At 62.3% G+C, this 24,124-nt stretch carries 22 protein-coding genes; 14 read left to right on the top strand and 8 right to left on the bottom strand.

Annotation, left to right across the window (positions count from 1 at the left end; genetic code table 11):
• Nucleotide 1 precedes the first annotated feature (1 nt).
• The 3 genes from AB7951_RS06645 to AB7951_RS06655 form a co-directional block, all read right to left on the bottom strand.
• On the bottom strand, nt 2-469 hold the full coding sequence (locus AB7951_RS06645) for an MAPEG family protein (protein ID WP_184518843.1): 468 nt from the start codon (nt 467-469) through the stop codon (nt 2-4).
• Between the two features lie 135 nt (nt 470-604).
• Nucleotides 605-1,555 (bottom strand): hypothetical protein, encoded by a 951-nt coding sequence (locus AB7951_RS06650; protein WP_439061816.1) that lies wholly within the window; start codon nt 1,553-1,555, stop codon nt 605-607.
• Nucleotides 1,556-1,893: 338 nt separating this feature from the next.
• Nucleotides 1,894-2,118 carry a DUF1127 domain-containing protein gene (locus AB7951_RS06655; RefSeq protein WP_439061815.1) on the bottom strand — a complete coding sequence of 75 codons (225 nt, stop codon included), beginning with the start codon at nt 2,116-2,118 and terminating at the stop codon, nt 1,894-1,896.
• A gap of 249 nt (nt 2,119-2,367) precedes the next feature.
• Here AB7951_RS06655 and AB7951_RS06660 point away from each other — a divergent pair, with 249 nt between their 5' ends.
• Nucleotides 2,368-2,493: a hypothetical protein gene (locus AB7951_RS06660; protein ID WP_439061814.1), complete on the top strand. Its 126-nt coding sequence runs from the start codon at nt 2,368-2,370 to the stop codon at nt 2,491-2,493.
• Here AB7951_RS06660 and AB7951_RS06665 read toward each other — a convergent pair.
• Complete coding sequence (locus tag AB7951_RS06665; protein ID WP_439061813.1) at nt 2,490-3,563, bottom strand: acyltransferase family protein; 1,074 nt, start codon at nt 3,561-3,563, stop codon at nt 2,490-2,492. The genes AB7951_RS06660 and AB7951_RS06665 overlap by 4 nt on opposite strands.
• Before the next feature lie 305 nt (nt 3,564-3,868).
• On the opposite strand from AB7951_RS06665, the gene AB7951_RS06670 reads away from it, so the two are divergent.
• Genes AB7951_RS06670 through AB7951_RS06685 form a run of 4 tightly spaced genes read left to right on the top strand, consistent with a single transcriptional unit; the run spans nt 3,869 to nt 7,486 of the window.
• Nucleotides 3,869-4,528: a class I SAM-dependent methyltransferase gene (locus AB7951_RS06670; RefSeq protein WP_439061812.1), complete on the top strand. Its 660-nt coding sequence runs from the start codon at nt 3,869-3,871 to the stop codon at nt 4,526-4,528.
• 56 nt (nt 4,529-4,584) lie between these two features.
• Nucleotides 4,585-5,382, top strand: coding sequence for a UDP-2,3-diacylglucosamine diphosphatase (locus AB7951_RS06675; protein ID WP_410001825.1), 798 nt, complete (start codon nt 4,585-4,587; stop codon nt 5,380-5,382).
• Nucleotides 5,383-5,396: 14 nt separating this feature from the next.
• Nucleotides 5,397-6,446, top strand: coding sequence for a glycosyltransferase family 4 protein (locus AB7951_RS06680; protein WP_120291879.1), 1,050 nt, complete (start codon nt 5,397-5,399; stop codon nt 6,444-6,446).
• A 53-nt stretch (nt 6,447-6,499) separates the two neighbouring features.
• Complete coding sequence (locus tag AB7951_RS06685; protein WP_439061811.1) at nt 6,500-7,486, top strand: threonine ammonia-lyase; 987 nt, start codon at nt 6,500-6,502, stop codon at nt 7,484-7,486.
• Between the two features lie 10 nt (nt 7,487-7,496).
• On the opposite strand, the gene AB7951_RS06690 is transcribed toward AB7951_RS06685, so the two are convergent.
• The gene (locus AB7951_RS06690) at nt 7,497-8,750 is read right to left on the bottom strand and encodes a hypothetical protein (RefSeq protein ID WP_441255716.1); all 1,254 of its coding nucleotides are present in this window, start codon (nt 8,748-8,750) and stop codon (nt 7,497-7,499) included.
• A 76-nt stretch (nt 8,751-8,826) separates the two neighbouring features.
• Here AB7951_RS06690 and AB7951_RS06695 point away from each other — a divergent pair, with 76 nt between their 5' ends.
• Nucleotides 8,827-10,044, top strand: coding sequence for an MFS transporter (locus AB7951_RS06695; protein ID WP_120291416.1), 1,218 nt, complete (start codon nt 8,827-8,829; stop codon nt 10,042-10,044).
• On the opposite strand, the gene dgcA is transcribed toward AB7951_RS06695, so the two are convergent.
• Entirely contained in the window at nt 10,014-10,985 is a 972-nt protein-coding gene (gene dgcA / locus AB7951_RS06700) for an N-acetyl-D-Glu racemase DgcA (RefSeq protein ID WP_120291414.1), read from the bottom strand. The genes AB7951_RS06695 and dgcA overlap by 31 nt on opposite strands.
• A 253-nt stretch (nt 10,986-11,238) precedes the next feature.
• Here dgcA and AB7951_RS06705 point away from each other — a divergent pair, with 253 nt between their 5' ends.
• Genes AB7951_RS06705 through AB7951_RS06725 form a run of 5 tightly spaced genes read left to right on the top strand, consistent with a single transcriptional unit; the run spans nt 11,239 to nt 15,501 of the window.
• Nucleotides 11,239-12,369 carry an ABC transporter permease gene (locus AB7951_RS06705; protein ID WP_093756640.1) on the top strand — a complete coding sequence of 377 codons (1,131 nt, stop codon included), beginning with the start codon at nt 11,239-11,241 and terminating at the stop codon, nt 12,367-12,369.
• Nucleotides 12,370-12,374: 5 nt separating this feature from the next.
• Nucleotides 12,375-13,187, top strand: coding sequence for an ABC transporter ATP-binding protein (locus tag AB7951_RS06710; RefSeq protein WP_089265212.1), 813 nt, complete (start codon nt 12,375-12,377; stop codon nt 13,185-13,187).
• Between the two features lie 19 nt (nt 13,188-13,206).
• On the top strand, nt 13,207-14,136 hold the full coding sequence (locus AB7951_RS06715) for an MlaD family protein (protein ID WP_120291412.1): 930 nt from the start codon (nt 13,207-13,209) through the stop codon (nt 14,134-14,136).
• A gap of 31 nt (nt 14,137-14,167) precedes the next feature.
• On the top strand, nt 14,168-15,043 hold the full coding sequence (locus tag AB7951_RS06720; RefSeq protein ID WP_120291410.1) for an aldose 1-epimerase family protein: 876 nt from the start codon (nt 14,168-14,170) through the stop codon (nt 15,041-15,043).
• Nucleotides 15,044-15,096: 53 nt separating this feature from the next.
• Complete coding sequence (locus tag AB7951_RS06725; protein WP_120291408.1) at nt 15,097-15,501, top strand: GFA family protein; 405 nt, start codon at nt 15,097-15,099, stop codon at nt 15,499-15,501.
• A gap of 108 nt (nt 15,502-15,609) precedes the next feature.
• On the opposite strand, the gene AB7951_RS06730 is transcribed toward AB7951_RS06725, so the two are convergent.
• Entirely contained in the window at nt 15,610-21,024 is a 5,415-nt protein-coding gene (locus AB7951_RS06730; RefSeq protein ID WP_120291406.1) for a hypothetical protein, read from the bottom strand.
• Between the two features lie 303 nt (nt 21,025-21,327).
• Here AB7951_RS06730 and AB7951_RS06735 point away from each other — a divergent pair, with 303 nt between their 5' ends.
• Nucleotides 21,328-21,798 (top strand): Hpt domain-containing protein, encoded by a 471-nt coding sequence (locus tag AB7951_RS06735; RefSeq protein WP_439061809.1) that lies wholly within the window; start codon nt 21,328-21,330, stop codon nt 21,796-21,798.
• Nucleotides 21,799-21,964: 166 nt separating this feature from the next.
• On the top strand, nt 21,965-22,285 hold the full coding sequence (locus tag AB7951_RS06740) for a 2Fe-2S iron-sulfur cluster-binding protein (protein ID WP_089265206.1): 321 nt from the start codon (nt 21,965-21,967) through the stop codon (nt 22,283-22,285).
• Nucleotides 22,286-22,325: 40 nt separating this feature from the next.
• On the opposite strand, the gene AB7951_RS06745 is transcribed toward AB7951_RS06740, so the two are convergent.
• Nucleotides 22,326-22,778: an acyl-CoA thioesterase gene (locus AB7951_RS06745; protein WP_092147107.1), complete on the bottom strand. Its 453-nt coding sequence runs from the start codon at nt 22,776-22,778 to the stop codon at nt 22,326-22,328.
• A gap of 200 nt (nt 22,779-22,978) precedes the next feature.
• On the opposite strand from AB7951_RS06745, the gene AB7951_RS06750 reads away from it, so the two are divergent.
• Nucleotides 22,979-24,007, top strand: coding sequence for an NAD(P)/FAD-dependent oxidoreductase (locus AB7951_RS06750; RefSeq protein ID WP_120291402.1), 1,029 nt, complete (start codon nt 22,979-22,981; stop codon nt 24,005-24,007).
• Nucleotides 24,008-24,124 lie beyond the last annotated feature (117 nt).

The following is a 24,124-nucleotide window of genomic DNA, read 5'->3' on the forward strand; positions in this document are numbered from 1 at the left end:
TTCACGCGCCGACTGCAGATATCAACGTCCGGACGGTCATGAAGATCAGGATGAGCGAGCCCACAGTCCAGAAGGTCGCGCGTATCTCATGAATCTGTCCGGTGAGATAGGCGATGAAGTGAAGCAGACGTGAGGCGACGTAACCGTATAGCAGCCATTGGGCGAGCAGCAGGGACGGTTGCGTGAGAATGTAGAGCAAACCCGCGACCAGGAAGTAGGGCAGGCTCTCGAGGTCGTTCATTTGGATCCGGCGAATCCGCTCGACGCGCTCGTTGGGCAAGAGTTGCGCCGGGTCGGGCGCGGGGTTCATCGGCGTCTTCTTGATATCCTCGGGCGAACGGTAGCCGCCTTTGACGTCGACCATACGGACTACAGTCAGCCACGACATCGCCACAGCCTTGAGGATCGTCAGGCTCGCAGCAATGACGTAGGTAGCGAATAGCGGATCGTTCAGAGTGAGTTTGTCCAATGTGCCGTCCCCCATAGGCCATAGATCGTATCTATGGCCCAGCGCGTTTCCCAGCGAAATACAATGTCTGTGTCTATTTACGCGGGATTTGGCCCCCCGTACGCGTGCTGATCGGGGGCTGTCGCCTCTTGGTCATCAGTTTTGCGGGAGGAGACGGCTGAAGGAAGGCAGTTTGAGGCAAAGCTTGACGATGAGAGGGAGCGCGAGGACAGGGATGACGCACGCAGCGACATAACCCTCCGCGAGAGATGGCAGACCAAAGCTGGCCGCTGCCCACACGAGAGTGACATTACGGTTTCCGCTCACGAGGCCTATCGTTCCAGCGGTCTGTAACCCCATTCTCGCGAATGTCAAAGTTGCGAGCACGCACAGTCCAAAGTTGGAGACGATCGCCGCGGCCAGCATGACGTCGAAACCTAGCGGATTGCTGATCCAGTGGGTCCGTATGCCCTGCGAGGTTGCCAGTCCGACGATGATGAGTCCGATAACGGCGACCCCGGTGGCAGCGTGTTGGTCGGGCAGAACGGGCATCAGATTCCGGCGAAACCGTATTGCCAGAAAAGCAACCAGGCCTGCAGCGCCGATGATGCTGAACAACCGGATAGCTAGCGCGCCCATGTCGAATTCAATTCCAAGTCCGAGCACTGTGGCAAAACACGGAATTGAAATCGGCGTGAGGAGGGTGAGTGCGATGGATACGAGTAAAGCGAGACGTGTTCGCAGACCAAGCATCCCAGCGATCGCGGCCGCGCTTCCGACCGGCGGCGCCAGGAGAGAAAGCAGAACACCGGCCCGCAGCGCAGGATCAAGCGGAAGGAAGGACAGTAGAACCGCAGCGGCCAGCGGAAGCGCCAGGCCAACCCAGGCAACCACCAGGGCCATCAGAGGCAGACGAATCCTGGCTTCGGATGGCGCGAGACCGGCTGTGAGAAACGAGCCTAGTGTCAGGAGAAATGCCGAGAACGGCAAAAGATCGTAGCCGAAATGAGCGAGAGGTTGGATCAAGAGCCCTGCACAAAGCGAGATCACCAAAAGCGCTGGTCCTTGTCCGCCAAGTGCGGACAATAGCCTGCCAACCATCTGCATGCGCACCCCTTGCCTAGTTACGTATTTGCCCTGGCGGGCCTCTCAAGTGCTCCGCGGAATGCGAAGCAATCGCGATCGCAATTATTGGAATTGCATCGGTCCGAAATCGGTAGCTATCTGGTAAAGACCCTTGCGATCCGAATGTGCGGCCGCAGGACTCGCGTGACACCCATTGAAGCCTGTCGACGTCATCACCGGCGTTAGTTGGGCGCTACAGAAGCGTTGTTGAGAGATCGGCGCAGTATGAGCGTTACATCGTCCGATCAACCGTTGTTGGAAAGACGAATGTTATGCTCTTGGTCGAGCGCAGGTCCGCCGCAGCAACGTATGATTTTGGACTAGCGGCGCTTCAGTAGCCAAGGCTCCCAAAAAAAACGTGACGCTTCGGCATGCGCTTCGTACAGGCCGATGCCGATATCGTGGAGAAAATCGGGCCTGTCTCTGATATCCGCGTGCAACTCTGCCCTGAAACGGGCTCGCTGACGCCACGTGGCAGGCAGGCTGAAGATCGCACCGAGACGCAGATGATCGTCGCCTGATACAAACTGTGCGTAGGCGCGCATGGTGGTGCTCCGATTTTTGCGACCGGGATATCCCGGCACATCGCTGCGTGACAGCCATTGAAGCCTGTCGACGTCGTGCCGACGTCAGTCGGGCGTCAGAGCAGCGTTATTTTCGCTCAAGGCGCCGCGAAAAGGCGGCCAGGCGTGTCGAACGCGTTCAGGAAGGGCTTCGTCTTGCAAATTCCGCGCGCGTCAGCGCCGGATTCGCGATCCAGGCGCTGTAGCGGCTCTGCGATCTAGCGACCCGTCTTGAAGCTTGATGCCGAAGCCGGAGAGACGCACGTCCGCGAAGCGCTCGCGCTCGGCTGCAAGGCTGTGCTGATCAAGGGCGGCTACGGGACCGGCCCGGTGCAGCATTTCTACGCGTTCTATTAAATCGGTCGCACCGTTACGCGGCTGCTTAATGGGCCGCGCTCGCTCACCTTGCGTTGAATTCGGGAAAAGCGCTTTTGTCGCCAGCGATCGATCGGCTGATCGACAAGATGATAGATCAGTATCGACGTCGTCACGGTGAGGAATAGCGCGCCATAGGACGCTAGAAGCGTCTCCGGCAGCAATATCCATCCAAATAGAAAATGGCAGATATAGATTGGATAGGACAGCTCGCCGAGGTATCTGTCCCATCCTATGTTCTTGCTTAGCTCGAACAGTCTGGGAACTGCGACGATCACAATGGCGAGGAACAAGATCGACGGCAGCGTCTCGAATCCTTTCGACTTGTTGATCGTGAGGCAAACGAATATCAGCGCCGAAGCCAGTACGAGCAATCCGTTCAGGCGCGCTCGCCGGCTGTCGTCTCCGGATGCGTATACTTGGTAGCCTAGCGCTCCCGCGCAGAACAACGCCATCTCGGAAGGAAATACGCGATAGGACCACGGGTCTCCACTGAAGCCGAATAGCCATTGAACTCCCATCCGGAAGACAAGGCTTGCAGCGATAACTGAGGCAATCACGATCGGTCCTCGTCTCACCAGCAACGGCGCGAGCAGATAGAAGTAGATCTCCAGTGCCAGAGTCCATGCCTGCGGAATTGGGGCGAATGTGTAGAGCAGGTCGGGTACACCGGCCGGCTGCAAGGCGAGCGCCAGCCCACCATCTCGAACGACGAGAAAAAAATACGTCTCCTGACCAATGATCACTAATTGGGAGACGACGAAATATGCGGCGTCAAACGGGTCCAGAGACATCAGTTGCTTCCAGTGCCCGGTCACGACGAGGGACAGAGCCAGCACGAGCAGGTATGCCGGAAACAGGCGCAGCAGGCGGTTGGAGATGAACAGCCGATAGGAACCGGGCGCGTATTTCTCGTTCAGCACCAGGGCCATATAGAACCCAGAAATAACAAAGAAGCTCTGTACGGCGATATCGCTGGTGAGAATGCCGAAAGGCAGCCCGAAATGCGCGAATGCAACGGAAATCGCGAGGATGATTCTGAGCGTGCCCATCGTCGAATCCTGCGTGGAAAACCTTTAGTGGCTGTTAATAGATACGAATGGTTCTGCGGGTGGCATGGTTCTTAGCCATCGCCATCAACGTCTTAGGGCCCTGGATGCGCCGAGGCACCCGTAGCCTCATCCTTCGGGCCTCCCAGGAGCGAGCTCCTCAGGATGGCGACGACACAGGGTGTGTCCACAGCACTCAGATACTTGTTCCTGCGACACTCTGTCGTCGATCTGTCATCCCGGCTTGATATCAGCCGAACAGCAAGTTGGTTGTCCGATTCTTTCGGACACGCTGGACGGAACCTCTGATGACGACGCTGGATCTCGAAAAATCCATTGTTGAAACGGCCTATGCGCGCTGGGCTCCGATCTATGATGCGGTGTGCGGTCCGGTGATGCTGAAGGGGCGCCGTGCCGCTGCGGAAGCGGCGCGCGCTGTTGGCGGCAAGGTGCTTGAAGTCGGCGTCGGCACCGGCCTGTCATTCGATGACTATGATGCGACAACCGAGATCACCGGTATCGATCTCAGCGCGCCCATGCTGGCCAAGGCGCGCGCCAAGATGGCAACCGGCCGCTATCCATGGGTCAAGGACATCAGGGAGATGGACGCCCATGCGATGACCTTTGCCGATGCCAGTTTCGACTGTGTCGTCGCACAGTTCGTGATTACGCTGGTCGAGAATCCCGAGCAGGTGCTGTCGGAATGCCACCGTGTGGTGAAGCCGGGCGGCCGCATCATTCTCGTCAATCATCTGTATTCGGAGACTGGTCTGGCAGCCGCCGTCGAGCGCTGGGCCGCCGTGAAGACGCGCTCGCTCGGTCTGCGCCCGGAATTTCCGTTCGCGCGGCTGCAGGCGTGGTCGCAATCGAACGCTGAATCGATCCTCATCGAACGCCGCAAGGTGGCGCCGTTCGGCATCTATACATTGGTTACTTTTGAGCGAACCGCGGCGGCGCTGGCGGCGTAAATCGTCATCGCCGTGTCATGCAAATCAGTTAGCTGCTCGACATGGAAAGAGACGTGATGAGTGAAGGCAACGAAAAGCGCTTTCGCACCTTGTTTATCTCCGACGTCCACCTTGGCGCCCGCGGATCGCAGGCTGACCGGTTGCTGGACTTCCTCCGTACCCATGATGCCGATACCATCTATCTCGTTGGCGACATCGTCGATGGCTGGGCGCTGAAATCCGGCTGGCACTGGCCGCAGTCCCATAACGACTTCGTCCAGAAGATGCTGCGCAAGGTGCGCAAGGGCGCCAAGGTCGTTTACATTCCGGGCAATCACGACGAATTCCTGCGCAGCTATTACGGCACGCATTTCGGTGGCATCGAGGTCGTCGAGACCGCGACGCATGAAGGCGCGGACGGCAAGAAATATCTCGTCATCCATGGCGACATTTTCGACCTCGTGGTGCAGAACGCGCGCTGGCTCGCCCATCTCGGCGACAAGGCCTATGACTTCGCGATCCAGATGAATCGTCTGGTCAATGCGCTGCGTAAATTGTTCGGCTTTCCTTACTGGTCGCTGTCGAAATGGGCCAAAATGAAGGTGAAGAACGCGGTCAACTATATCGGCGCGTTTGAAGAGACGTTGGCTGGTGAAGCGCGGCGTCACGGCGCTGACGGCGTGATCTGCGGCCATATCCACTATGCGACGATCCGCGACGAGCACGGCATTCGCTACATGAATTGCGGCGACTGGGTCGAAAGCTGTACGGCGCTGGTCGAACACGAGGATGGCCGCTTCGAGATCATTACCTGGACCGATCCGGTGCGCCGCGGCATGCCGGTGCCAGCGCTTGCACCGGCCAAGGCGGCGTGAAGGATGGCGGATTGATGCGCATTCTTGTCGCTACCGATGCCTGGCATCCCCAAGTCAACGGTGTCGTACGCACGCTGACAATGATGGCGGAGGCGGCCAAGGGCTTGGGTGTCGATGTGAGTTTTCTCACGCCGGAATCGTTTCGTACGGTCGGGCTGCCGAGCTACGCTGATTTGCGCGTTGCGATCCCGAGCCGCCGCAAGATTGCACAACTGATTGACGAGGCGAAGCCCGACAATATCCATATCGCCACCGAAGGTCCGATCGGGTTTTCTGCGCGCGCTTATTGCCGCCGTCGCAACATTCCCTTCACCACCAGTTTCCACACGCGCTTTCCCGAATATATCTCGGCGCGTTTTCCGATTCCGGAATCCTGGGTCTGGGCCGGCCTGCGCCGCTTTCATGGCGCCAGCTCCGCGGTGATGGCGGCTACGCCGGCGCTGGCGGGCGAGCTACGTGACCGCGGCTTTCGCAACGTCGTGCTGTGGCCGCGCGGTGTCGATGCCAATCTGTTTCATCCGCGGCAGGTCGATCTCGGCAAGCCGAAGCCCATTTTCCTCTCGGTCGGCCGCGTCGCCGTCGAGAAAAATCTCGAAGCCTTCCTCGATCTCGATCTGCCCGGCACCAAGGTCGTGGTCGGCGATGGCCCGGCGCGTGCTGCGCTCGAAGCGAAATATCCGGAGGCGTTGTTCACGGGCGCGTTGCAGGGCGAGGCTCTGGCCGTTGCCTACGCCGCGGCCGATGTCTTCGTGTTTCCGAGCAAGACCGACACCTATGGTCTCGTGCTGCTTGAGGCGCTGGCGAGCGGCGTGCCGGTGGCTGCGTTCCCGGTAACGGGTCCGAAGGACGTAATTGGCGCGTCGCCGGTCGGTGTGTTGTCGGATGACTTGCGGCAGGCCTGTCTCAAGGCGCTCGAAATCTCGCCGCAGGATTGTCTCAAGTTTGCTGCCGGTCACACCTGGGAGGCGTCGGCACGCGCTTTCGTCAACAATATCAGCCATGTGCGGGCCGAAATCGCCGCCCGTGCACCGTCCGCAGCGAAGCATCCGCGTTTCGCTGCCTGACATGCTCTTTGTATAGCTTGCCCGCCGGTTGTGCCGCGCGATAAAATGCGCGCATGACAAACACCCCATTGCCGATTACATCCGCCGATATCGATGCTGCCGCGGGCGTCATCGCCCCTTATGCAACGCGTACGCCGTTGCTCCGGTCGCCTGCGCTCGATGCGCTGACCGGCGCGAAAGTGTTCCTCAAGCCGGAAGTGCTGCAGCGAACCGGCTCGTTCAAGTTCCGCGGCGCCTTCAACAAGATTTCCTCGATCCCCGAGGGTGAGCGCGGCAGGGGCGTCGTCGCATTCTCCTCCGGCAATCACGCGCAGGGCGTTGCCGCCGCGGCGCAGATCCTCGGCATGAAGGCGACGATCGTGATGCCGTCCGATGCGCCGGTGTCGAAGGTCGAGCGCACCAGGGGTTATGGCGCCGAAGTCGTGCTCTATGATCGCGACAAGGAAGACCGCGAAGCCATCGCGCGCGATATTGCCGGCAAGAGCGGCGCCACGGTCGTGCCGCCCTATGACGATCCGTTCGTGATGGCCGGGCAGGGCACTGTCGGCCGCGAGATCGCGGAAGACATGGCCGCCTTGGGCATCGTGCCGGACATCGTGTCTGCACAGGCCTCCGGCGGCGGTCTGATCGGCGGCATCGCCACGGCGGTGAAGGCGCGTTTCCCCGAGACGGCAATCATCGTCGCAGAGCCCGCGGGCTTTGACGATCACGGCCTCTCATTGCGCGCCGGCAAGCGCGTCGCGCACAGCAATTCCGGCCGCACGATCTGCGACGCGCTGATGGCCCTGACGCCCGGCGAAATCACCTTCGCCGTCAATCAGCATCTGCTGTCGGGTGCCGTCACCGCCACCGACGAGGAAGTTGGCAAGGCAATGGGTTTTGCGTTCCGCGAATTGAAGCTGGTGGTCGAGCCCGGCGGGGCCGTGGCGCTGGCCGCGCTGATGCAGGGGCGTTTCGACGCGCGCGGCAAGACGGTGGTGATCGTTTTGTCCGGCGGCAATGTCGATGCGGATCTCTACGCCAGGATCATCAACGCCTGAGCTGAAGCGCTTACGAGAAGAACGCGATCTTCTCGGCCTGCGTCATCTTGCGGATCGGCGCCAGCGGGTCCGATGCCGGCGCGTTCGGATCCGCGATCACGCCGCCAGCGATCAGCGCTGCGCCAAGCGACGGCGCGGCAGCTTCCACCGAAGGCACGAGATCCGGCTGCGGCGGCTCGGGTGCCAGCGCAACCTCGGCGATCTGCGCCAGCGTCATCAGATCGGGATTGAGGACTTCGGGCTCCGCTGGCTGAACAGCGACAGCTTCAACCTGCATCACCTCAGGCTCAACGTATTGAGGCTCGGCAGGCTGAGGCTCAATAACGTCCGGCTCGCTCAGATCGAGCGCGCCCATCTCTGCGGCGACCATATCGAGGACGGCGAGGTCATGTTCGTCCTCAGCAATCCCTGCCGTTTCAGGCGCCTCCGGGACATCGTCCGCAGCGATAGCCGCGGAGGCCTCGGCCATCGTGGCGGCAAGCTCCGCGGTGGCTTCTGCGACAGGCGCGGCCGTTTCAGCGACGGTCTCTACGACCACCGTCTCTGCAACGGGCGGCTGTACGGAGGCGCGCGGCGGTTCGACGCTTGAGATCGTGACCGTCTCAGCCAGCACTTCGCTCGCCTGCGACTTGAACAGCGGCGTCACGGATGCTTCGCGCGCCTCTGCGACAACAGGCTCAGCCTTTTCGGCAACCGGAGCCGGCTCGGCCTGCGCAACCGTTGCCGCGCTGCCATCGACCATCTGCTCGATGCGCTGCATCAGCAAGTCGTAGCTCGCCAACACGTCCTCGCGGCCATTGCCGTTGAGCGCCTGCTGGCCGGCCTCGATGGCCTTCACCTGTGTGTCCAGGAGATCGCAGATGCGCGTGTCGGCGCCGCATTCGCGCAGCGTCCAGGCGATCTCGCGGATGATGCGGGTGCCGTTGCGGGCACCGGTCAAAACCTCGTCGGTGTCGACGCGCGGCATCGCCTCTATGGCGCTGGCCTTGGCCTGACGGACGGCAGAACGGATCGCGCCGAGCGCGGCGATCAGGCTCAGCGCCGGCGCCTGCTTCGGGGCGGCGAGATTGGCTTCAAGGCGCGTGACGGCTTCGAGAACCAGGCTGGTATCGGCGGTGCGGTTGCGCTTGGCATATTCGGCAAGAAACCAGCGGCCGCGCGCGGTCTCCATGAAGGCTTCGCGGATCGCGTCATAGTCAGCCTCGCCCGGCAGGGTGGGGCGGGCGGAGATCGGCGACAGGGCAAATGCTTCTTCGGCCATCATGATAACTCGTGGCGCGCACAGGGATGCGCGGTATGTAACCATCTCCACGATCCCGTGGCGAATCGCAGTTCACCTCATGATAGCCGAATCTGCCACCCATAGCGCCCCGCAAATCCGCCGCAAATTCGCGAAGCGGCTGGCGATGTTCTACGGCACCGTGTTCGGCTCCAGCGGCTTCTATCTGCCGTTCTTCCCCGTCTGGCTGAAGGCGATTGGGATCGATCCGACCTGGATCGGCGCCATCCTTGCTGTGCCGTCGATGACGCGCTTCACCACGCTGCCTTTCATCACTGCTTTTGCGGAGCGCCGTCATGCCCTGCGCCAGACGATGATTGTCTGTGCCTTTCTCACCATGATCGGCTTTGCGACAGTAGGCATGCTACGCGAACCGCTCGCCGTGCTCCTGGTGTTCGCGCTGACGGCAGTGGTCTGGACGCCGCTCACGGCGTTGACCGATGGCTATGCGCTGAAAGGCGTGGTGCGCTTCGGCTTCAGTTACGGTCCGCTGCGGCTGTGGGGCTCGGCGGCTTTCGTGGTTGGCGCGCTCGCCTGCGGTCTGGTGGTCAACTGGCTCGACGGTGAGCATCTGATCTGGGTGATTGTTGCAGCGATGGTGCTGTCGGCTGTCGTCAGCCTTGGTCTGCAGCCATTGGGCGCGCCGACAGGCGACGGCACGGTGCTCTCGAAGGCAAGCGCGTTGCTACGCGATCCCGGCTTCCTCGCCATCGCGATCTCCGCCGCACTGATCCAGGGCAGCCATGCCGGTTACTACACCTTCGCGTCGATCACCTGGCAGGCGGCTGGACTCGACGGCCTCACCATCGCGGGTCTATGGACGCTCGGCGTGCTCGCCGAAATCATCCTGTTCGCAGTGTCGCCACGCCTGACATTGGCACCTGCGACCATGGTCATCCTCGGTGGCCTCGGCGCATTGTTGCGCTGGACGCTGACCGCGCAAACGCTTCCGCTCCCGATTCTCGTGGTCGTGCAATTGCTGCACGGCGCGACCTATGGATTGACGCAGCTGGGCACAATGGGCCTGTTGCTGCATCACGTCCCGCCGCACGTCATGGCGCGTGCGCAGGGCTACGTCACCGCCTGCACCGGCCTGGTGATGAGCAGCATGGCGGTTCTGTCAGGCGCGATCTATGCGCGTTACGGCGAGGGCGTTTATTACGTGATGGCCGTGCTTGGCTTTGCCGGCGCGACCGTCATATGGTTCGGCCGGCATCGCGCCGGGCAGCCGCCGGGCGTTGCGGGCGATCAGCCCCAGAGCGCCGCGTCGGGCGGATAGACCGTGCTTTCGTCATAGCGCAGACCGCCATCGCGATCCCCGGCGAGCAATAGCGGGCCATCAAGATCGACGAAGCGTGCATATTGCGCAATCAGCATCGCCGGCGCCATCGCCAGCGACGTCGCCACCATGCAACCGACCATGATGTCGAGATTCATGGCGCGCGCGGCATCGGCCATCGCCAGCGCTTCGGTCAGGCCACCGGCCTTGTCGAGCTTGATGTTGATCGCATCGTAACGCCCGCGTAACGCCTCGAGCGAAGCGAGGCCATGCACGCTCTCGTCGGCGCAAACCATGATCGGCCGATGCACATGCATCAGCGCATCATCCTTGCCTGCCGGCAGCGGCTGCTCGATCAGCGTGACGCCGGCGTTATGGCAGGCATCGAGATTGGCTTTCAGGTTGTCCGGCGTCCACGCCTCATTGGCATCGACGATCAACTCGGATTCGGGTGCAGCCTGGCGCACGGCCTTGATGCGGCTGATGTCGTCGCCACTGCCGAGCTTGATCTTCAGCAGCGGCCGGTAGGCGGCCTTTGCGGTGGCGGAGGCCATCGCCTCGGGCGTACCAAGCGAGATCGTATAGGCGGTGGTGCAGGCGCGCGGTGCCGGCCGCTGCAGCATGTCCCAGACGCGCTGGCCCTGGCTCTTGGCTTCGAGGTCGAGCAGAGCGCAATCCACCGCGTTGCGGGCGGCACCGGCGGGCATGGCCGATTGCAAGGCGTCACGGCCGAGGCCTGCGGCAAATCGGTCCTGCATCGCCAGAATGGCGGCCAGCGTAGCCTCCGGGGTCTCGCCATAGCGCGCATAGGGCACGCATTCGCCGCGGCCAGTTACGCCGCCGCGGCTGATCTCGGCGACCACGACGACGGCCTCGGTCTTGGCGCCACGGCTGATGGTGAAGGCGCCAGCGATCCGCCATTGCTCGATCCGGGCGGTCATTAGGGCGGGGGCAGCGTCGGATGCGGACAATGCGGCGTCTTTCGGGCTGTGCCGGCAACGGCGGGTAATGACGTGTCTATAAGTTTACGTGATCGCCGTGAACTTGTTTGCGACGCAATGCCGGTGTCTGACAGGGCGGATTAAGGCTATATTAACCATAGCAACGTGTTGGCTTCACTTGGCTTCTCAGAAACGTATTTGGGCGTGTTAATACTTTGTTCATGCACAGACTGAACGCCCGCGGGAGCCTGTTTTGAGCGGCCCGACCTTGGAACAGATCGCGAAAGGCGACGGCTTGGCGCTGTGCGCGGCTGGGTCGTGGACGGCGCGTTTTGCCCCCTCGCTCGAAAAACTCGTCGGCGAGGCCGAAAAGCTGACCGGTAGCCGCCCCAACATCTTCATCGACGTGTCGCAGGTCTCCAAGCTGGACACATTCGGCGCCTGGCTGATCGAGCGGTTGCGTCGGGCGCTGACCAATGGCGGCCACGAGGCGCAGATCGCGGGCCTTTCGGCGAATTACGCGACCCTGGTCGACGAGGTCCGCCGCGTGAAGCCTGCAGTCCCGTTACCGGCAAGCGGTAGCGCTCTGACTGCCGTGCTCGATGGCATCGGCCGCAATATCTATGGCATCGGGGAAACCCTCGTCGCGCTGGTCGATATGATTGGTGCCGTGATCGCGGCCTGGTTCCGCGTCTGGCGGCATCCGTCGAAATTCCGGCTCACCTCGGTGGTGCATCACCTGGAGCAGGTGTGCTGGAACGCAGTACCGATCGTGGTCCTGATTACCTTCCTGATCGGCTGTATCGTTGCCCAGCAGGGTCTGTTCCATTTTCGCCGCTTCGGTGCCGACGTCTTTGTGGTCGATATGCTCGGCGTGCTGGTGCTGCGCGAGCTCGGCGTGCTCTTGGTGGCGATCATGGTCGCCGGGCGCTCCGGCAGCGCCTATACCGCCGAGCTTGGTTCCATGAAGATGCGCGAGGAGATCGATGCGCTTCGCACGATGGGTTTCGATGCCATCGAAGTTCTGATCTTGCCGCGGATGGTGGCGCTGGTACTGGCGCTGCCTATTCTCGCATTTCTCGGCGCGATGGCTGCGCTCTATGGCGGTGGTCTGGTCGCCTGGCTCTATGGCGGCGTCGATCCGTCGTCGTTCCTCTCGCGGCTGCGCGAGGCGATTTCGATCAACCACTTCATCGTCGGCATGGTGAAAGCGCCTGTGATGGCCATGGTGATCGGCATCGTGGCCTGTGTCGAAGGCCTGGCCGTGCAGGGCAGCGCGGAGTCGCTGGGGCAGCACACCACCTCGTCAGTGGTGAAGGGGATCTTCTTCGTGATCGTGATGGATGGCGTATTCGCGATCTTCTTCGCAACGATCGGGATCTGACGGCCATGACCTCGACGACTGCGACGCCCATTACTGAGACGCCGACGGCTGCCGCCTCCACCTCTGCCGATGCGATCATCAGCGTGCGCGATCTTACCGTGGCATTCGGCAGCCGTCGGGTGCTCGACGGCCTCAACCTGAACGTGGCGCGCGGCGAAATCCTCGGTTTCGTCGGCGCGTCCGGCGCCGGCAAGTCCGTGCTGATGCGTACAATCATTGGCCTCGTGCCAAAGGTCTCCGGCACGATCGAAGTGTTCGGCACCGATCTCGACAGCGGCGACAAGGAACGCCGCGAAGTCGAGCGGCGTTGGGGTATCCTGTTTCAACACGGGGCGCTGTTCTCGTCGCTCAACGTGCGACAGAACATCCAGTTTCCGGTGCGCGAATATCTCAAGGTCTCGGAACGTCTGCTCGACGAGATCACCATGGCCAAGCTTACCATGGTCGGTCTCAAGCCGGAGGTCGCCGATCGCTATCCGTCGGAACTCTCGGGCGGCATGATCAAGCGCGTGGCGCTGGCGCGGGCGCTCGCGCTCGATCCGGAGATCGTGTTCCTGGACGAGCCAACATCGGGTCTCGATCCGATCGGCGCCGGCGATTTCGACGAATTGGTGCGCACGCTGCAGCGAACTTTGGGGCTGACCGTTTTCATGGTAACTCATGATCTCGACAGCCTGCATACAGCCTGCGACCGGATCGCCGTTCTCGGTAATGGCAAGATCATCGCGCAGGGAACGATGGCCGACATGCTGGCCTCGCAACATCCCTGGCTACGGGAATATTTCCACGGCAAGCGCGCACGCGCTGTTATCGGCTAGTTGTACTGGAGTTGGTTTGATGGAAACGCGGGCGAACTTCGTCCTGATCGGAATTTTCACGCTGGCGGTGATCGCCGCAGCGTTCGGCTTCGTGTTGTGGTTCCAGAATCTGCATTCGACCACGCAGCGCACGCCGCTGCGCATCATTTTTGAAGGTGCGGCGTCGGGCCTGCGCAACGGCGGCAATGTCAATTTCAATGGTATCCGGGTCGGCGAAGTCGTCTCGGTGAAGCTCGACAATCCCAAGCGCGTCGTTGCGCTGGCGATGGTCGAGAATATCGCGCCCATTCGCAAGGACACGCAGGTCGGCCTGGAATTTCAGGGGCTCACCGGTGTAGCGGCGATCGCGCTGAAGGGCGGCGATGAAGCTGCGCCCGCGGTCCCGCTGGATACCGACGGCGTGCCGGTGCTGACGGCCGATCCGGAGCTGCTGCGGGATATCTCTGAATCGATCCGGGCAACGCTGAACAACGTCAATCGTCTGGTCGCCGACAATCAGGATACTCTCAAGGGTGCCATGAAGAACGTCGAGACCTTCACGGCGACACTGGCGAAAAATTCCGAAGTGATCGACGGCATCATGCTGAAGATCGACAGCGTGATGGGCAAGGCCGACGGTGTCATGGGCAAGGCTGACAGCGTTGTCGCGCGGACCGACAACATCCTGCTCGGCCTGGATGCGCTCGCGGGCGGCAAGGACGGCGGTGAGCTGACTGCGGCCGTGAAGTCGTTCCATGAGCTGACCGAGAACCTCGACAAGCGTTCCGGTGCATTGATGCTCGATGGCCGCCGCACGCTCGCCGATATCAGCCGTGCGGTGAACAATCTTGACCGCAACCCGACGCGCCTGTTGTTTGGCGCCAGCAGCGGCACACCCGCGGCTGCGCCTGCACCGGCCGCGCCTCCGGCATCTGTCGCTCCGCCGCGTCGTCGCCAGCAGGCTCAATAGACACCAGTCTGAGTATACAGGGAGAGCGCTGATGGAGACCCAAGATAGCTTCACCATCAGCAATGGCCGCGTCACGGCGACGATCAAGGCCGCTGGCGCCGAACTCTGCTCATTGAAGGATGCGCATGGGCATGAGGTGCTCTGGCAGGCCGGCGAGGAGTGGCCTCGCCACGCGCCGCTGCTGTTTCCGATTGTCGGCAAGCTAAAGGACGATGTGCTGCGCCATCGCGGCCAGGTCTATGCAATGACCCAACACGGTTTTGCGCGCGACCAGGGCTTCAGCTGGACCGGGCAGGGACCTGCGTCCTGCGCGCTATCGCTGGCGGACAATGACGCCAGCCGGGCGAAATATCCCTTCGCGTTCCGGCTTGACGTCACCTATGTGATCGAGGGCGATGAACTGGTGATCGGTTATGCCGTCACCAACACTGGCGACGAAATGCTGCCGGCCTCGATCGGCGCGCATCCGGCCTTTCACTGGCCGCTGACGGATGGCGCTGACAAGCGCGCGCATACGATCATCTTCTCGGATGCCGAGCCGGCGCCGATCAGACGGCTCGAGGGTGGACTGTTGCTGAGGGGGCCAGAACCATCGCCGGTGCAGGGCGGCGCACTGGCGCTGTCGGAATCGCTGTTCGTCAAGGATGCGATGATCTTCGATCATCTCGCCAGCAGGTCGTTGAGTTATAGCGCGCCTGGCGGACCGACGATCACCTTCGCCTGGGAAGGCTTTCGCGAACTTGGCATCTGGTCGAAACCATCCGGCGCTGCATTCCTCTGCATCGAGCCGTGGTACGGCTATGCCAGCCCGGTGGATTTTGACGGCGAGTTCGCCGACAAGCCGGGCGTGATGCATATCGCGGTGGGCGAGACGCGCAGCTTCACCCAACGCATAGGGTTCGCATGAGGTAACTGTCGCGGCCCGTGATCCAGCAGACCGCTGCATCGAGGAGTTCCGTCATGTCGAGAACTGCGTCCTGTTCGTGCGGTCAGCTGTCCATCGTGCTCGAAGGCGAGCCGAGGGGCGTCGGTATATGCCACTGTTTCGCCTGCCAGCGCCGGACCGGCAGCGTCTTCGCGGCGCTCGCGGGTTTCGGGCCAAGTTACAATGTGACCGGCATCGCGACCGAGTATGTCCGCACAGGAGATCAGGGAGCGCGCTTCCGATTCCGGTTCTGCCCGGTCTGCGGCACCAATCTCTTCCACACCGAAGAAGGATATGAAGCGCGTTCCGTAGCTGTGGCGGTCGGCTGCTTTGCTGACCCGGATTTTCCGCCTCCGGAGATCTCCGTCTATCATTGCCGGCGGCATGCCTGGGTGTCCTTGCCGTTCGGCGTCAACATTCACGACAAGGATCCCGCGTGATGACGGCACCGGCCTGGCCCCGCGTATAGCGCTCCGGCACAACAGCAGGCTCAACAAAAAAGCGGAGGCATCGCTGCCTCCGCTTTTCGCATTCGTATTTAATCTTGCTTAGCCCAGCCGACCCGCTGCATGCGCGAGCAGGGTGTAGACCAGACCCGTTTCCGAGGTCAGATGGCTGCGCAGCGCTGCCGGGCCGCGTTCATCGCGGGCGACTTCGTCGAGGAGGCGTTCGAACTCGGTGATGTAGCGATCCACCGTACCCTTGAAGTTGCGGTCCGACCGATACTTGCGGGCGACTTCATCGAAAGCTTTCTGACCGGCGGGCGTATAGAGCCGCTTGCTGAAGGCCTTGCTCTCGCCGCGCTGATAGCGATCCCACATTTCAGCGGCGAGCGTCCGATCCATCAGGCGGCCGATATCGAGCGACAGCGACTCCAGCGGATTGGCCGAGGCTGCAGGCTGCTGCGGAGCCGGTGCGCGGCGCGGCGGCGTGCGATCTTCCTCGACGTGATCGGCGCGGCCGAGTAGATCCGACAGCCAGCCGTCACGGCCCTGGTCGGAGTTGGCCGGAGCGACCGACGGCGCTTCGGTGCGACGCGGCGCAGGGCCACCGATATCGGGCATCGGCAAGTTCGTTGCGCTACGGGCAGGCGGCTCCTCGCGGCGCGGGGCCGGACGCGGAGCCTCGTGGCGCGCTTCACTACGGCTGCTGGCGATCGCCATCGCCGGCTCCTCATCGCGCTGCACGCTGGTGACGCGGCTGGTCGAGACCACGTCGAGGCCGCGGCCGTGGCGGGCGACGATGCGGTTGAGCTCGGCGAGCGCCTCGATCTGGTCGACGATCACCTTGCGCATCTGCGCAGTGCTCTCGGCGGCTTCCTGCGGCATATCGAGAACGCCACGGCGCAGTTCGGTGCGGGTGCTCTCGAGCTCGTTGTGCATTTCGGCAGCCATCTGCTTCATGCTGGCGACCATCGACGAGAACTTGTCGGCCGACTGCTTGAACATGGCATCGGCTTCCTGCGTGCCCTGCTGGTAGATTTCGCTCATGGCTTGCGTTGTCGCGCGGCGTTCTTCTTCCGCGGCGGTGCGGACGGCTTCGAACTGCCGGCTGATGGCTGCCGAGCCCTGACCTGCGGTCTCCGCGACGACGCGGGCGATGTCGCGGGCACGCTCTTCGGCGGCTGCCAGCGATTCATCGAGCAGGCCGGTGAAGCGGGTGAGACGCTGATCGAGATCGGTGGTGCGCAGATCGATGGTGGTGACCAGCGATTCCAGCGCCGCCTTGCGTTCGCCGACCGACGACATCGTGGTGCGGTTGCTCTGTTCGACCAGAGCCGCGGCATCCACGAGGGCATGGCCATGGGTTTCGAACTGGCCTGAGAGCGAGCCGAGATCTTCCAGGGCCTTGGAGGTCTTGGAGGTGAACACGGTGAGCTGTTCTTCCAGCGTCTGGGTAGCCAAGCCGTTGCGCGACGTCACATCGTTCATGGTGGACACGAAATCCGCCACGCGGGTGACCAGAGCGCGCTCCAGCGAGTTGAGATTGTCGTGGGCGCCGGTGAGGACTTCCTGCAGCAGGATGTTGCCTTCACGCAGGCGTTCGAACAGTGCCACGGTATCGGTGCGCAGGATCTTGCTGGTTTCCTGCATCTCCGTGACCGCAGTGATCGAGACCTGACGCGACTGCTCGATGGCGGTGCGCGAGCTCTGCTCGAGATCCTTCAGCGACTTGTTGACCGCACCGGTGGCGAGTTCGCCAGCCGTGGTGATCGCGCGAGCCACGTCCGTGCTGTTGGTGACCATGGTCTGCGAGAAGGTCTGGCCGCGGCTCTCGATCGCCTTGAGCGCGTCGGCGGTCACGCGATCGATGTCGACCGTGAGCTGATTGGCCTTGGCGCCCAGCGCATCGACCAGCGAACCACGCTTGGCGTCGACCATCTGCGACAGACGGTCGGTCTGCTGCTGCACATAGGTGACGATTTCGTCGGTCTTGCCGGTCATCGTGGTGCCGAAGCTGCCCGAAGCGGCGAATACCGACCGCTCGATCTCCGACGAGGTGGTCTTGATCTTGGTGGTGATCTCGTTCGAGGCGGCGACCAACGAGTTGTGCGCATTCTGCGCACTGGTCTGGATGTTGTCGGTGGTGTTGGCAGTGACGTTCGAGAGCGAACGCTCGATGTCGGCGGAGATCACCTTGATCTGGTTCGCGGCATCCGCCGAGGAGGTTGCCAGCGAGGTCTGCACTTCGCGAGCGCTCGAGAGAATCGCAGCCGCCGTATCGGCGCCGACCGCGGTGAGTGTGCGCTGCACGTCGATGGAGAGCGACTTCACGTGGCTTGATGCCTCGGAAGATGCTGTGACCAGCGTGCTCTGGGCTTCGCGGGCGCCGGCGACGATCGACTCGGCAGTTGCGGTGCCGGCGGTGGTCAGGCTGCGCTCCATGTCGGCCGCGAGGTTGCGGACGTGGTTCGACGCTTCGGTCGAGGCGTCGATCAGCGAGGACTGGACGTTGCGCGTGCTGGCCAGGATCGAGTCCGCGCTGGCGGTGCCGGCGGCGATCAGCGTGCGCTCCACATCGGCCGCAAGGGTGCGGACCTGCTGCGAGGCGTCCGTCGATGCGGCGACCAGTGTGCTCTGCGCGGCGCGGGCGCCGGACAGGACCGAGTCGGCCGTCGCCGTGCCGGCGGCAGTGAGCGTGCGTTCGATATCAGCCGAGAGCGACTGGATCTGGCTGGCGACTTCCGAAGAGGTGGCGACCAGTGTCGACTGGGCGTCGCGAGCACCCGACAGCATCGAGGCTGCGGTGGCGGAGCCGGCCGCGGTGAGGGTGCGCTCGACATCGGCCGACAGTGACTTCACCTGCAGCGAGGCTTCCGAAGACGCATTAACCAGCGTGGCCTGCGCATCGCGGGCGCTGTTGACGATGGCCGTGGCGGCAGTGGTGCCGACGGCGGTCAGCGAGCTCTCGATATCGGACGCCGTCAGCTTCAGCTGCGCGCCGACATCGGTCGAGACCGACACGAGGGATTCCTGTGCGGCGCGGGCGCCAGCCTGAATGGTCTCGCTGGTATTGACCATGAGATGCGTGAGCGAACGCTCGGCGTCCTCGACATTGGTCTTGATGCCGATCGAGAGTTCTTCGGCGCGGGCCATGAGCGAGTCGCTGGCCGTGCGGCCGGAGGTTTCGATACGGCCGGCAACGGCTTCGATGCGCGAGCCGAGCAGTTCCTCGAACTGTTCGACGCGGGATTCGATCCCGCCGGCAACAATGCCGATACGACCTTCCATGCCTTCGTGGATCGTCTGGAAGCGCGCAGTGATAGTATCCGCGAACAGCGTGCTGCGGCTGTCGATGGCATCGGTGACGTTGTTGATGCGGCTGTCGATGGCCGTGATCGCCTGCGTCGTGCCTTCCGTGAGAGAGCTCGTGAAGTAGGAAAGGCGGTCGTCGATCGAGTGGATCGCCTGCACGGCGCCTTCCGTGAGCGCGGTCGTCAGGTGGGTCAGGCGGCCGTCGACCGAGCTGACTGCGAGATTCGCGCCTTCGGTCAGGGCGGTGGTCAGATGCGTCAGGCGCGCGTCGACCGACTGGACGGCCTGATTGGCACCTTCCGAGAGCGTCGATGCGAGGTTCTCAAGGCGCGTATCGATGGTCGCGGTGACCGACTGCGCCCGAGCGTCAAACGTTTCTTCAAGGCTCTTGAGACGTCCATCGACGGTCTCGTCGAACGACTTGATCCTGGTGTCGAGCGACGCATCGAGATTGACGACGCGGCCTTCGAATTTGGTCTCGAATTCTGCGAGGCGGGTGTCGAGCGACGACGTGATGCCACCGACATTGGACGCGACGCGGGTGTCGAAATTATCGACATAGGTCTTCAGCGTTTCCGAGATGTCCTGCGTACGCTGACCCAGGCGATCGACGACTTCGCCGCCGAAGGTCTTCACGGTGCGGTCGAATTCCGAGATGTGCTTGGTGATCAGTGCGCCCAGCGTACCGCTGTCGCGCGAGAAGCGCTCGGCCAGCTCAGAGCCCTGTTCCTTCACCAGTTCGTCGAAGGCGTTCATCTGCAGGCTGAGGGTGTCGTGCGCGGTTTCGGTCTGGCTCGCGACCTTGGCGACCAGTGCGTTGACGGTGGCGTCGAGGGACTCGCCCGCCTTGTCACCTGACGTGAGGATCTGGTTGGCCAGGCGGTTGCCGGCATCGTCGATCTTGCTGACGAGGTCGCCACTGCGCAGCTCGAGTTCGAGCAGCAAGCTATCGCTGGAATTCTTCAGCGAGTCGTGGACCTGCTCGGTGCGATCCGACACGCGATCGACGATGGTCGAGGAGCGCTGTTCGAATTCGCTGGTGATGCGGTCGATACGCTCGTTGAGCATTTCGTGGACGCGGTCTGCCAGATCGACGAACTCGTCGTGTACGTGGCCGGTCTTGAAGTTGAGGCTCGTCGTCAGACGCTCGCTGGCGTCGAGCACCGCGCGGGTGGTCTCGGCACTGGCCTCTTCGAGGCGGTCGAGCAGGTCGCCACCACGCTCGCCGAGCGCGAGGATCATGTTGTCGCCGGCATTGCCGAGCGCGCGGGTGATGTGTTCGCCGCGCTCTTCGAGGGCGCCGGTGATGCTCTTGGCGACTTCATCGACGCGTGATGCGATGGCGTCCGAAATCAGTGCGATGTCGTGGCGGAGATCGATCTGCACGCCCGAAATGGCGGAGCGAACCTGCTCGGCCTGACCGACCAGGTTGTCGCGCTGATGCGCGATGTCCTGCAGCAGCGCGCGGATGCGGACTTCGTTGTCAGAGTAAGCGCGCTCGAGCGCGGAAACTTCGTTGGCGACGAGGGTTTCGAGTTCGCCGGCACGCGCAATCGCGCGCTCGACGCCGTCGCCCATCGCGGCGACTTCGCGGCGGATCGCCTGGCCGACCGTGACCATCGAGTCGCTGGCCGTGCTTTCGGGCTCGGAGAAGCGGATCGCGACCTGTGCCATCGACTGGGCGATCAGGCGCATTTCCTGGCCGCGCCAGGCGAGGCTGGCGAGGAAGTAAAACAGCAGGATCGGGGCGAACAGCAGCGCAGCAAGGCCAGCCAGCGCCAGCGTGCCGCCGGAACCCTGACCGATCAGGGCCTGCAGCGACGGCAGGAACGCAACGGTCAACAGGCCTGCGCCGACGATCCACAAGCCGGCGAACAGGGTGGCGAGCGTATAGACGTTGCGGGCGGGGCGATTCTTCTGCAGCGCCTGCAGTATCTGGCCGATAGTTTCGCGGTCATCGTTCGCGGGACGGCGCGCAAAGCGCTGATCGTCCTGCGCTTCGAAGCTCGGGCGATCATTGGCGATGCGTGCGTCGAAGGCGTTGTCGTCGAGGTCAACGGCGGGCGATGAATTGATGGGAGCGTTGTCGGCACGGATCGCGGGTTGATCGCGATCGACATGCGCGGGGTCACTGATGTTGAGAGCTTCCTGGATGGCAGAGAGCGCGACTTCGGTCGGATCCTTGGCCTTTTTGGTGTTGTTTGCCATGCTCGTTCCACGCCCCCTGATTACGCAACTGACACAGAAGTCCCCACGATTCGTTCCCGCCTGCAGCATGGCAACTGGCCATGTGCACCCCGCGGGACGAATTTCGGACTGCCGGTCGCTCGGCTTGTCCGCTACTTCCGCAAACATCCTATTGGCTTGGTCGCGCGAATGAAATGGTTCTGGTTAAGACATTCTTAATGATAGTTAACGGCTTTCCCCGGTAACTTCTTGTGGCGCCTCAAATAAACGGAATGGCCCCTCAATCGTGGCGAGTTTGCGTCAAAACTGCGTCAACCCAGCGGATTGTACCTAGAACGTTCCGTTAACCAATTCCGTGTTTGGCTGCAAAAAATCGCGGCCGGATCGTTCGGTTGGCGGGAATTTGGGCCATCATCAATGCCGCTTCACTTCGAACGGGTTCAATGGATGCCGTCACCGCCGCTGGTTCCCGATGACGGACCGATCGATTTCCCCCACCTTCAACGTATGACTATGGGCGATAGCAGCCTGGAACGTGAAGTTCTGGCGATGTTCGCGGCCCAGTCGAGCGAGTTGATCGAGAAGATCGTCAAAATGCCGGCGGATGCGGCTGAACTCACGCACAAGCTGAAGGGCTCCGCGCAGGCGGTCGGCGCGTTCCGCATCACGGAAGCCGCCGAATGGCTGGAAACGACGCAGCGCGACAGCAGCGATACCGCTGAGGCCCTGATGACGCTCACCGACGCCGTTCTCGAAGCGCGGGCGGAGATCGACGTCCTTCTGAAGCGGTCCTGATCCCCAAGGGATCAGCTTTGATCCCAAAGGGACCGTTTTTAAGCCCCCTAAGGGGTCATGCTTGGCCCAGCTTTTCTAGATGACGGTTTTGCTGCGGAGCGCTGGCGCGATCCGGATCGACCCGTTATAGGACAGCCGGTATCTTCCTTTCGGCAGCGCGAGCATCATGGCCAAGATAAACTTTGTCGATCACTCCGGTGAGACCCGCAGCATTGACGCCGAGATCGGCTCCACGGTGATGGAGGCGGCCATTCGCAATGCCATCCCGGGTATCGAAGCCGAATGTGGCGGCGCCTGCGCCTGTGCCACCTGCCACGTCTATGTCGACGAAGCCTGGCAGGAGCGCGTCGGTGCGCCGACGCCGATGGAAGAGGACATGCTGGACTTCGGTTACGACATCAAGCCGAACTCCCGGCTGTCGTGCCAGATCAAGATCACCGATGCGCTCGATGGTCTTGTTGTGATCACGCCGGAACGCCAGGCCTGAGCTTCCCAAGACTTGTTCTGAGCTTTTCAAGCCCTGTTATTTACTGCGCGTTCAAGCCGCGCAGCATCCATGGCTGAAACCGGTCGACGACGTCGGGCGGGATCGGCGTTGGTTGACGGCTGGTGAGGCCAACCATCACGGTCGTTGCGATCGCCGAGGCCATACACTTGCCTTCCGAAAACACCACCTGCGAATAGGTCACCGAGGTCCGGCCGATCTTGGTGACGCCGAGCCCGAGTTCGATCTTGCCGGGCCAGTGCAATTCGGCGCGAAAGTGAATATCGAGCCGCGCCAGCACCCAGCTTTGCCCAGGCGCGATCAGCCCGCAGGCCGGGTCCCGCATCAGCAACACGCGGCTGGTTTCGAAATAGCTCGAATACACCGCGTTATTGACGTGGTTGTTCGGATCGAGATCCGCAAAGCGCACATTGTCCGACAGGCGATAGGGATAGTCGTCGAGGACGGGCGCCGGGGCGCGGGCAGGGGCGTTCACGGAATTGATCTCCAGCAATGCTTGGCAGGTTTGCGCCTGTTACAGCGCAGTTGCACAGCCCAGGCAAGGGCGGGGCACATGCTGATTTCAGGCCGAGCCGCTGTGGCTTTCCCCGTGTGGCGCCGCTAGGCTGGACGCAATTGCCGGATGGCGCCGGGCTCTGCGATCTCGCAGGGCTGGTTCAACCGAGAAAAAACACTATGGGCGAAACGATCAAGACGGACGTGCTGATCATCGGCGCCGGCCCCTGCGGACTGTTCGCCGTTTTTGAACTTGGTCTGCTCGATATGAAGGTCCACCTCGTCGATATCTTGGACAAGATCGGTGGCCAATGCGCCGAGCTCTATCCTGAAAAACCGATCTACGACATTCCTGCGATTCCGCTGGTCACCGGTCAGGGGCTGACCGAAGCACTGCTGGAGCAGATCAAGCCGTTCCATCCGACCTTTCATCTGAATGAAATGATCGAGACCATCGAGAAGATCGGCGATCCCTTGTTTCGTGTCACGACGGATGCCGGCCAGGTGTTCGAAACCAAGGTGGTGGTGATCTCCGCCGGCGGCGGCTCGTTCCAGCCGAAGCGTCCACCGGTGCCGGGCATCGAAGCCTATGAGGGCACGTCGGTGTTCTACGCGGTGCGCAAGATGGAGCAATTCCGCGACAAGGATCTGCTGATTGTCGGCGGTGGCGATAGTGCACTGGACTGGACGCTCAACCTGCATCCGGTCGCGCGGCGCGTCACCCTCTTGCATCGGCGCGATGATTTTCGTGCTGCGCCTCACAGTGTCGAGCAGATGCGCAAGCTCGTGGCAGCCGGTCAGATGGACCTGCAGATCGGTCAGGTCACAGCGCTCGAAGGCGAGGGAGGCCATCTCACTGGGGCTGTCATCAAGGGCAATGACAACGAAAGTGTCCGGATCGACTGCAATACGATCCTGCCGTTCTTCGGCCTGACCATGAAGCTCGGTCCGGTCGCCAATTGGGGCGTCACGCTGCACAACAACCTGATCCCGGTGGAAACGGCGTCGTTCGAGACCAATGTCCCCGGCATCTTCGCCATCGGAGATATCAATACATATCCCGGAAAGCTGAAACTCATCCTGTCCGGCTTCCACGAGGGCGCGCTGATGGCACAGAAGGCGTATCACTACGTCTATCCGGACAAGCGGCTGGTGTTTCAATACACGACGTCCTCCTCCAGCCTGCAGAAGAAGCTCGGCGTTAACTAACTTCGGCTAGTTGTTGGAATCATCTTGTATGACGGAGATGCAAAGGCGGTTCGGATCGCCGGTAACCGCGTCGGGTTCGGTGGGGCAGCTTGTGGCAAAGCTGTGGCCGCTGACACA

It is taken from the genome of Tardiphaga sp. 285_C5_N1_2, from assembly GCF_052076065.1.
Lineage (GTDB): Bacteria > Pseudomonadota > Alphaproteobacteria > Rhizobiales > Xanthobacteraceae > Tardiphaga > Tardiphaga robiniae.

Coding starts and splice junctions, on each gene's coding strand:
- AB7951_RS06720 (WP_120291410.1), top strand. CDS start 14,168: ATGGAGACCCAAGATAGCTTCACCATCAGCAATGGCCGCGTCACGGCG.
- AB7951_RS06740 (WP_089265206.1), top strand. CDS start 21,965: ATGGCCAAGATAAACTTTGTCGATCACTCCGGTGAGACCCGCAGCATT.
- AB7951_RS06710 (WP_089265212.1), top strand. CDS start 12,375: ATGACCTCGACGACTGCGACGCCCATTACTGAGACGCCGACGGCTGCC.
- AB7951_RS06675 (WP_410001825.1), top strand. CDS start 4,585: ATGAGTGAAGGCAACGAAAAGCGCTTTCGCACCTTGTTTATCTCCGAC.
- AB7951_RS06680 (WP_120291879.1), top strand. CDS start 5,397: ATGCGCATTCTTGTCGCTACCGATGCCTGGCATCCCCAAGTCAACGGT.
- AB7951_RS06725 (WP_120291408.1), top strand. CDS start 15,097: ATGTCGAGAACTGCGTCCTGTTCGTGCGGTCAGCTGTCCATCGTGCTC.
- AB7951_RS06695 (WP_120291416.1), top strand. CDS start 8,827: ATGATAGCCGAATCTGCCACCCATAGCGCCCCGCAAATCCGCCGCAAA.
- AB7951_RS06690 (WP_441255716.1), bottom strand. CDS start 8,750: ATGATGGCCGAAGAAGCATTTGCCCTGTCGCCGATCTCCGCCCGCCCC.
- AB7951_RS06655 (WP_439061815.1), bottom strand. CDS start 2,118: ATGCGCGCCTACGCACAGTTTGTATCAGGCGACGATCATCTGCGTCTC.
- AB7951_RS06665 (WP_439061813.1), bottom strand. CDS start 3,563: ATGGGCACGCTCAGAATCATCCTCGCGATTTCCGTTGCATTCGCGCAT.
- AB7951_RS06750 (WP_120291402.1), top strand. CDS start 22,979: ATGGGCGAAACGATCAAGACGGACGTGCTGATCATCGGCGCCGGCCCC.
- AB7951_RS06730 (WP_120291406.1), bottom strand. CDS start 21,024: ATGGCAAACAACACCAAAAAGGCCAAGGATCCGACCGAAGTCGCGCTC.
- AB7951_RS06670 (WP_439061812.1), top strand. CDS start 3,869: ATGACGACGCTGGATCTCGAAAAATCCATTGTTGAAACGGCCTATGCG.
- dgcA (WP_120291414.1), bottom strand. CDS start 10,985: ATGACCGCCCGGATCGAGCAATGGCGGATCGCTGGCGCCTTCACCATC.
- AB7951_RS06715 (WP_120291412.1), top strand. CDS start 13,207: ATGGAAACGCGGGCGAACTTCGTCCTGATCGGAATTTTCACGCTGGCG.
- AB7951_RS06685 (WP_439061811.1), top strand. CDS start 6,500: ATGACAAACACCCCATTGCCGATTACATCCGCCGATATCGATGCTGCC.
- AB7951_RS06650 (WP_439061816.1), bottom strand. CDS start 1,555: ATGCAGATGGTTGGCAGGCTATTGTCCGCACTTGGCGGACAAGGACCA.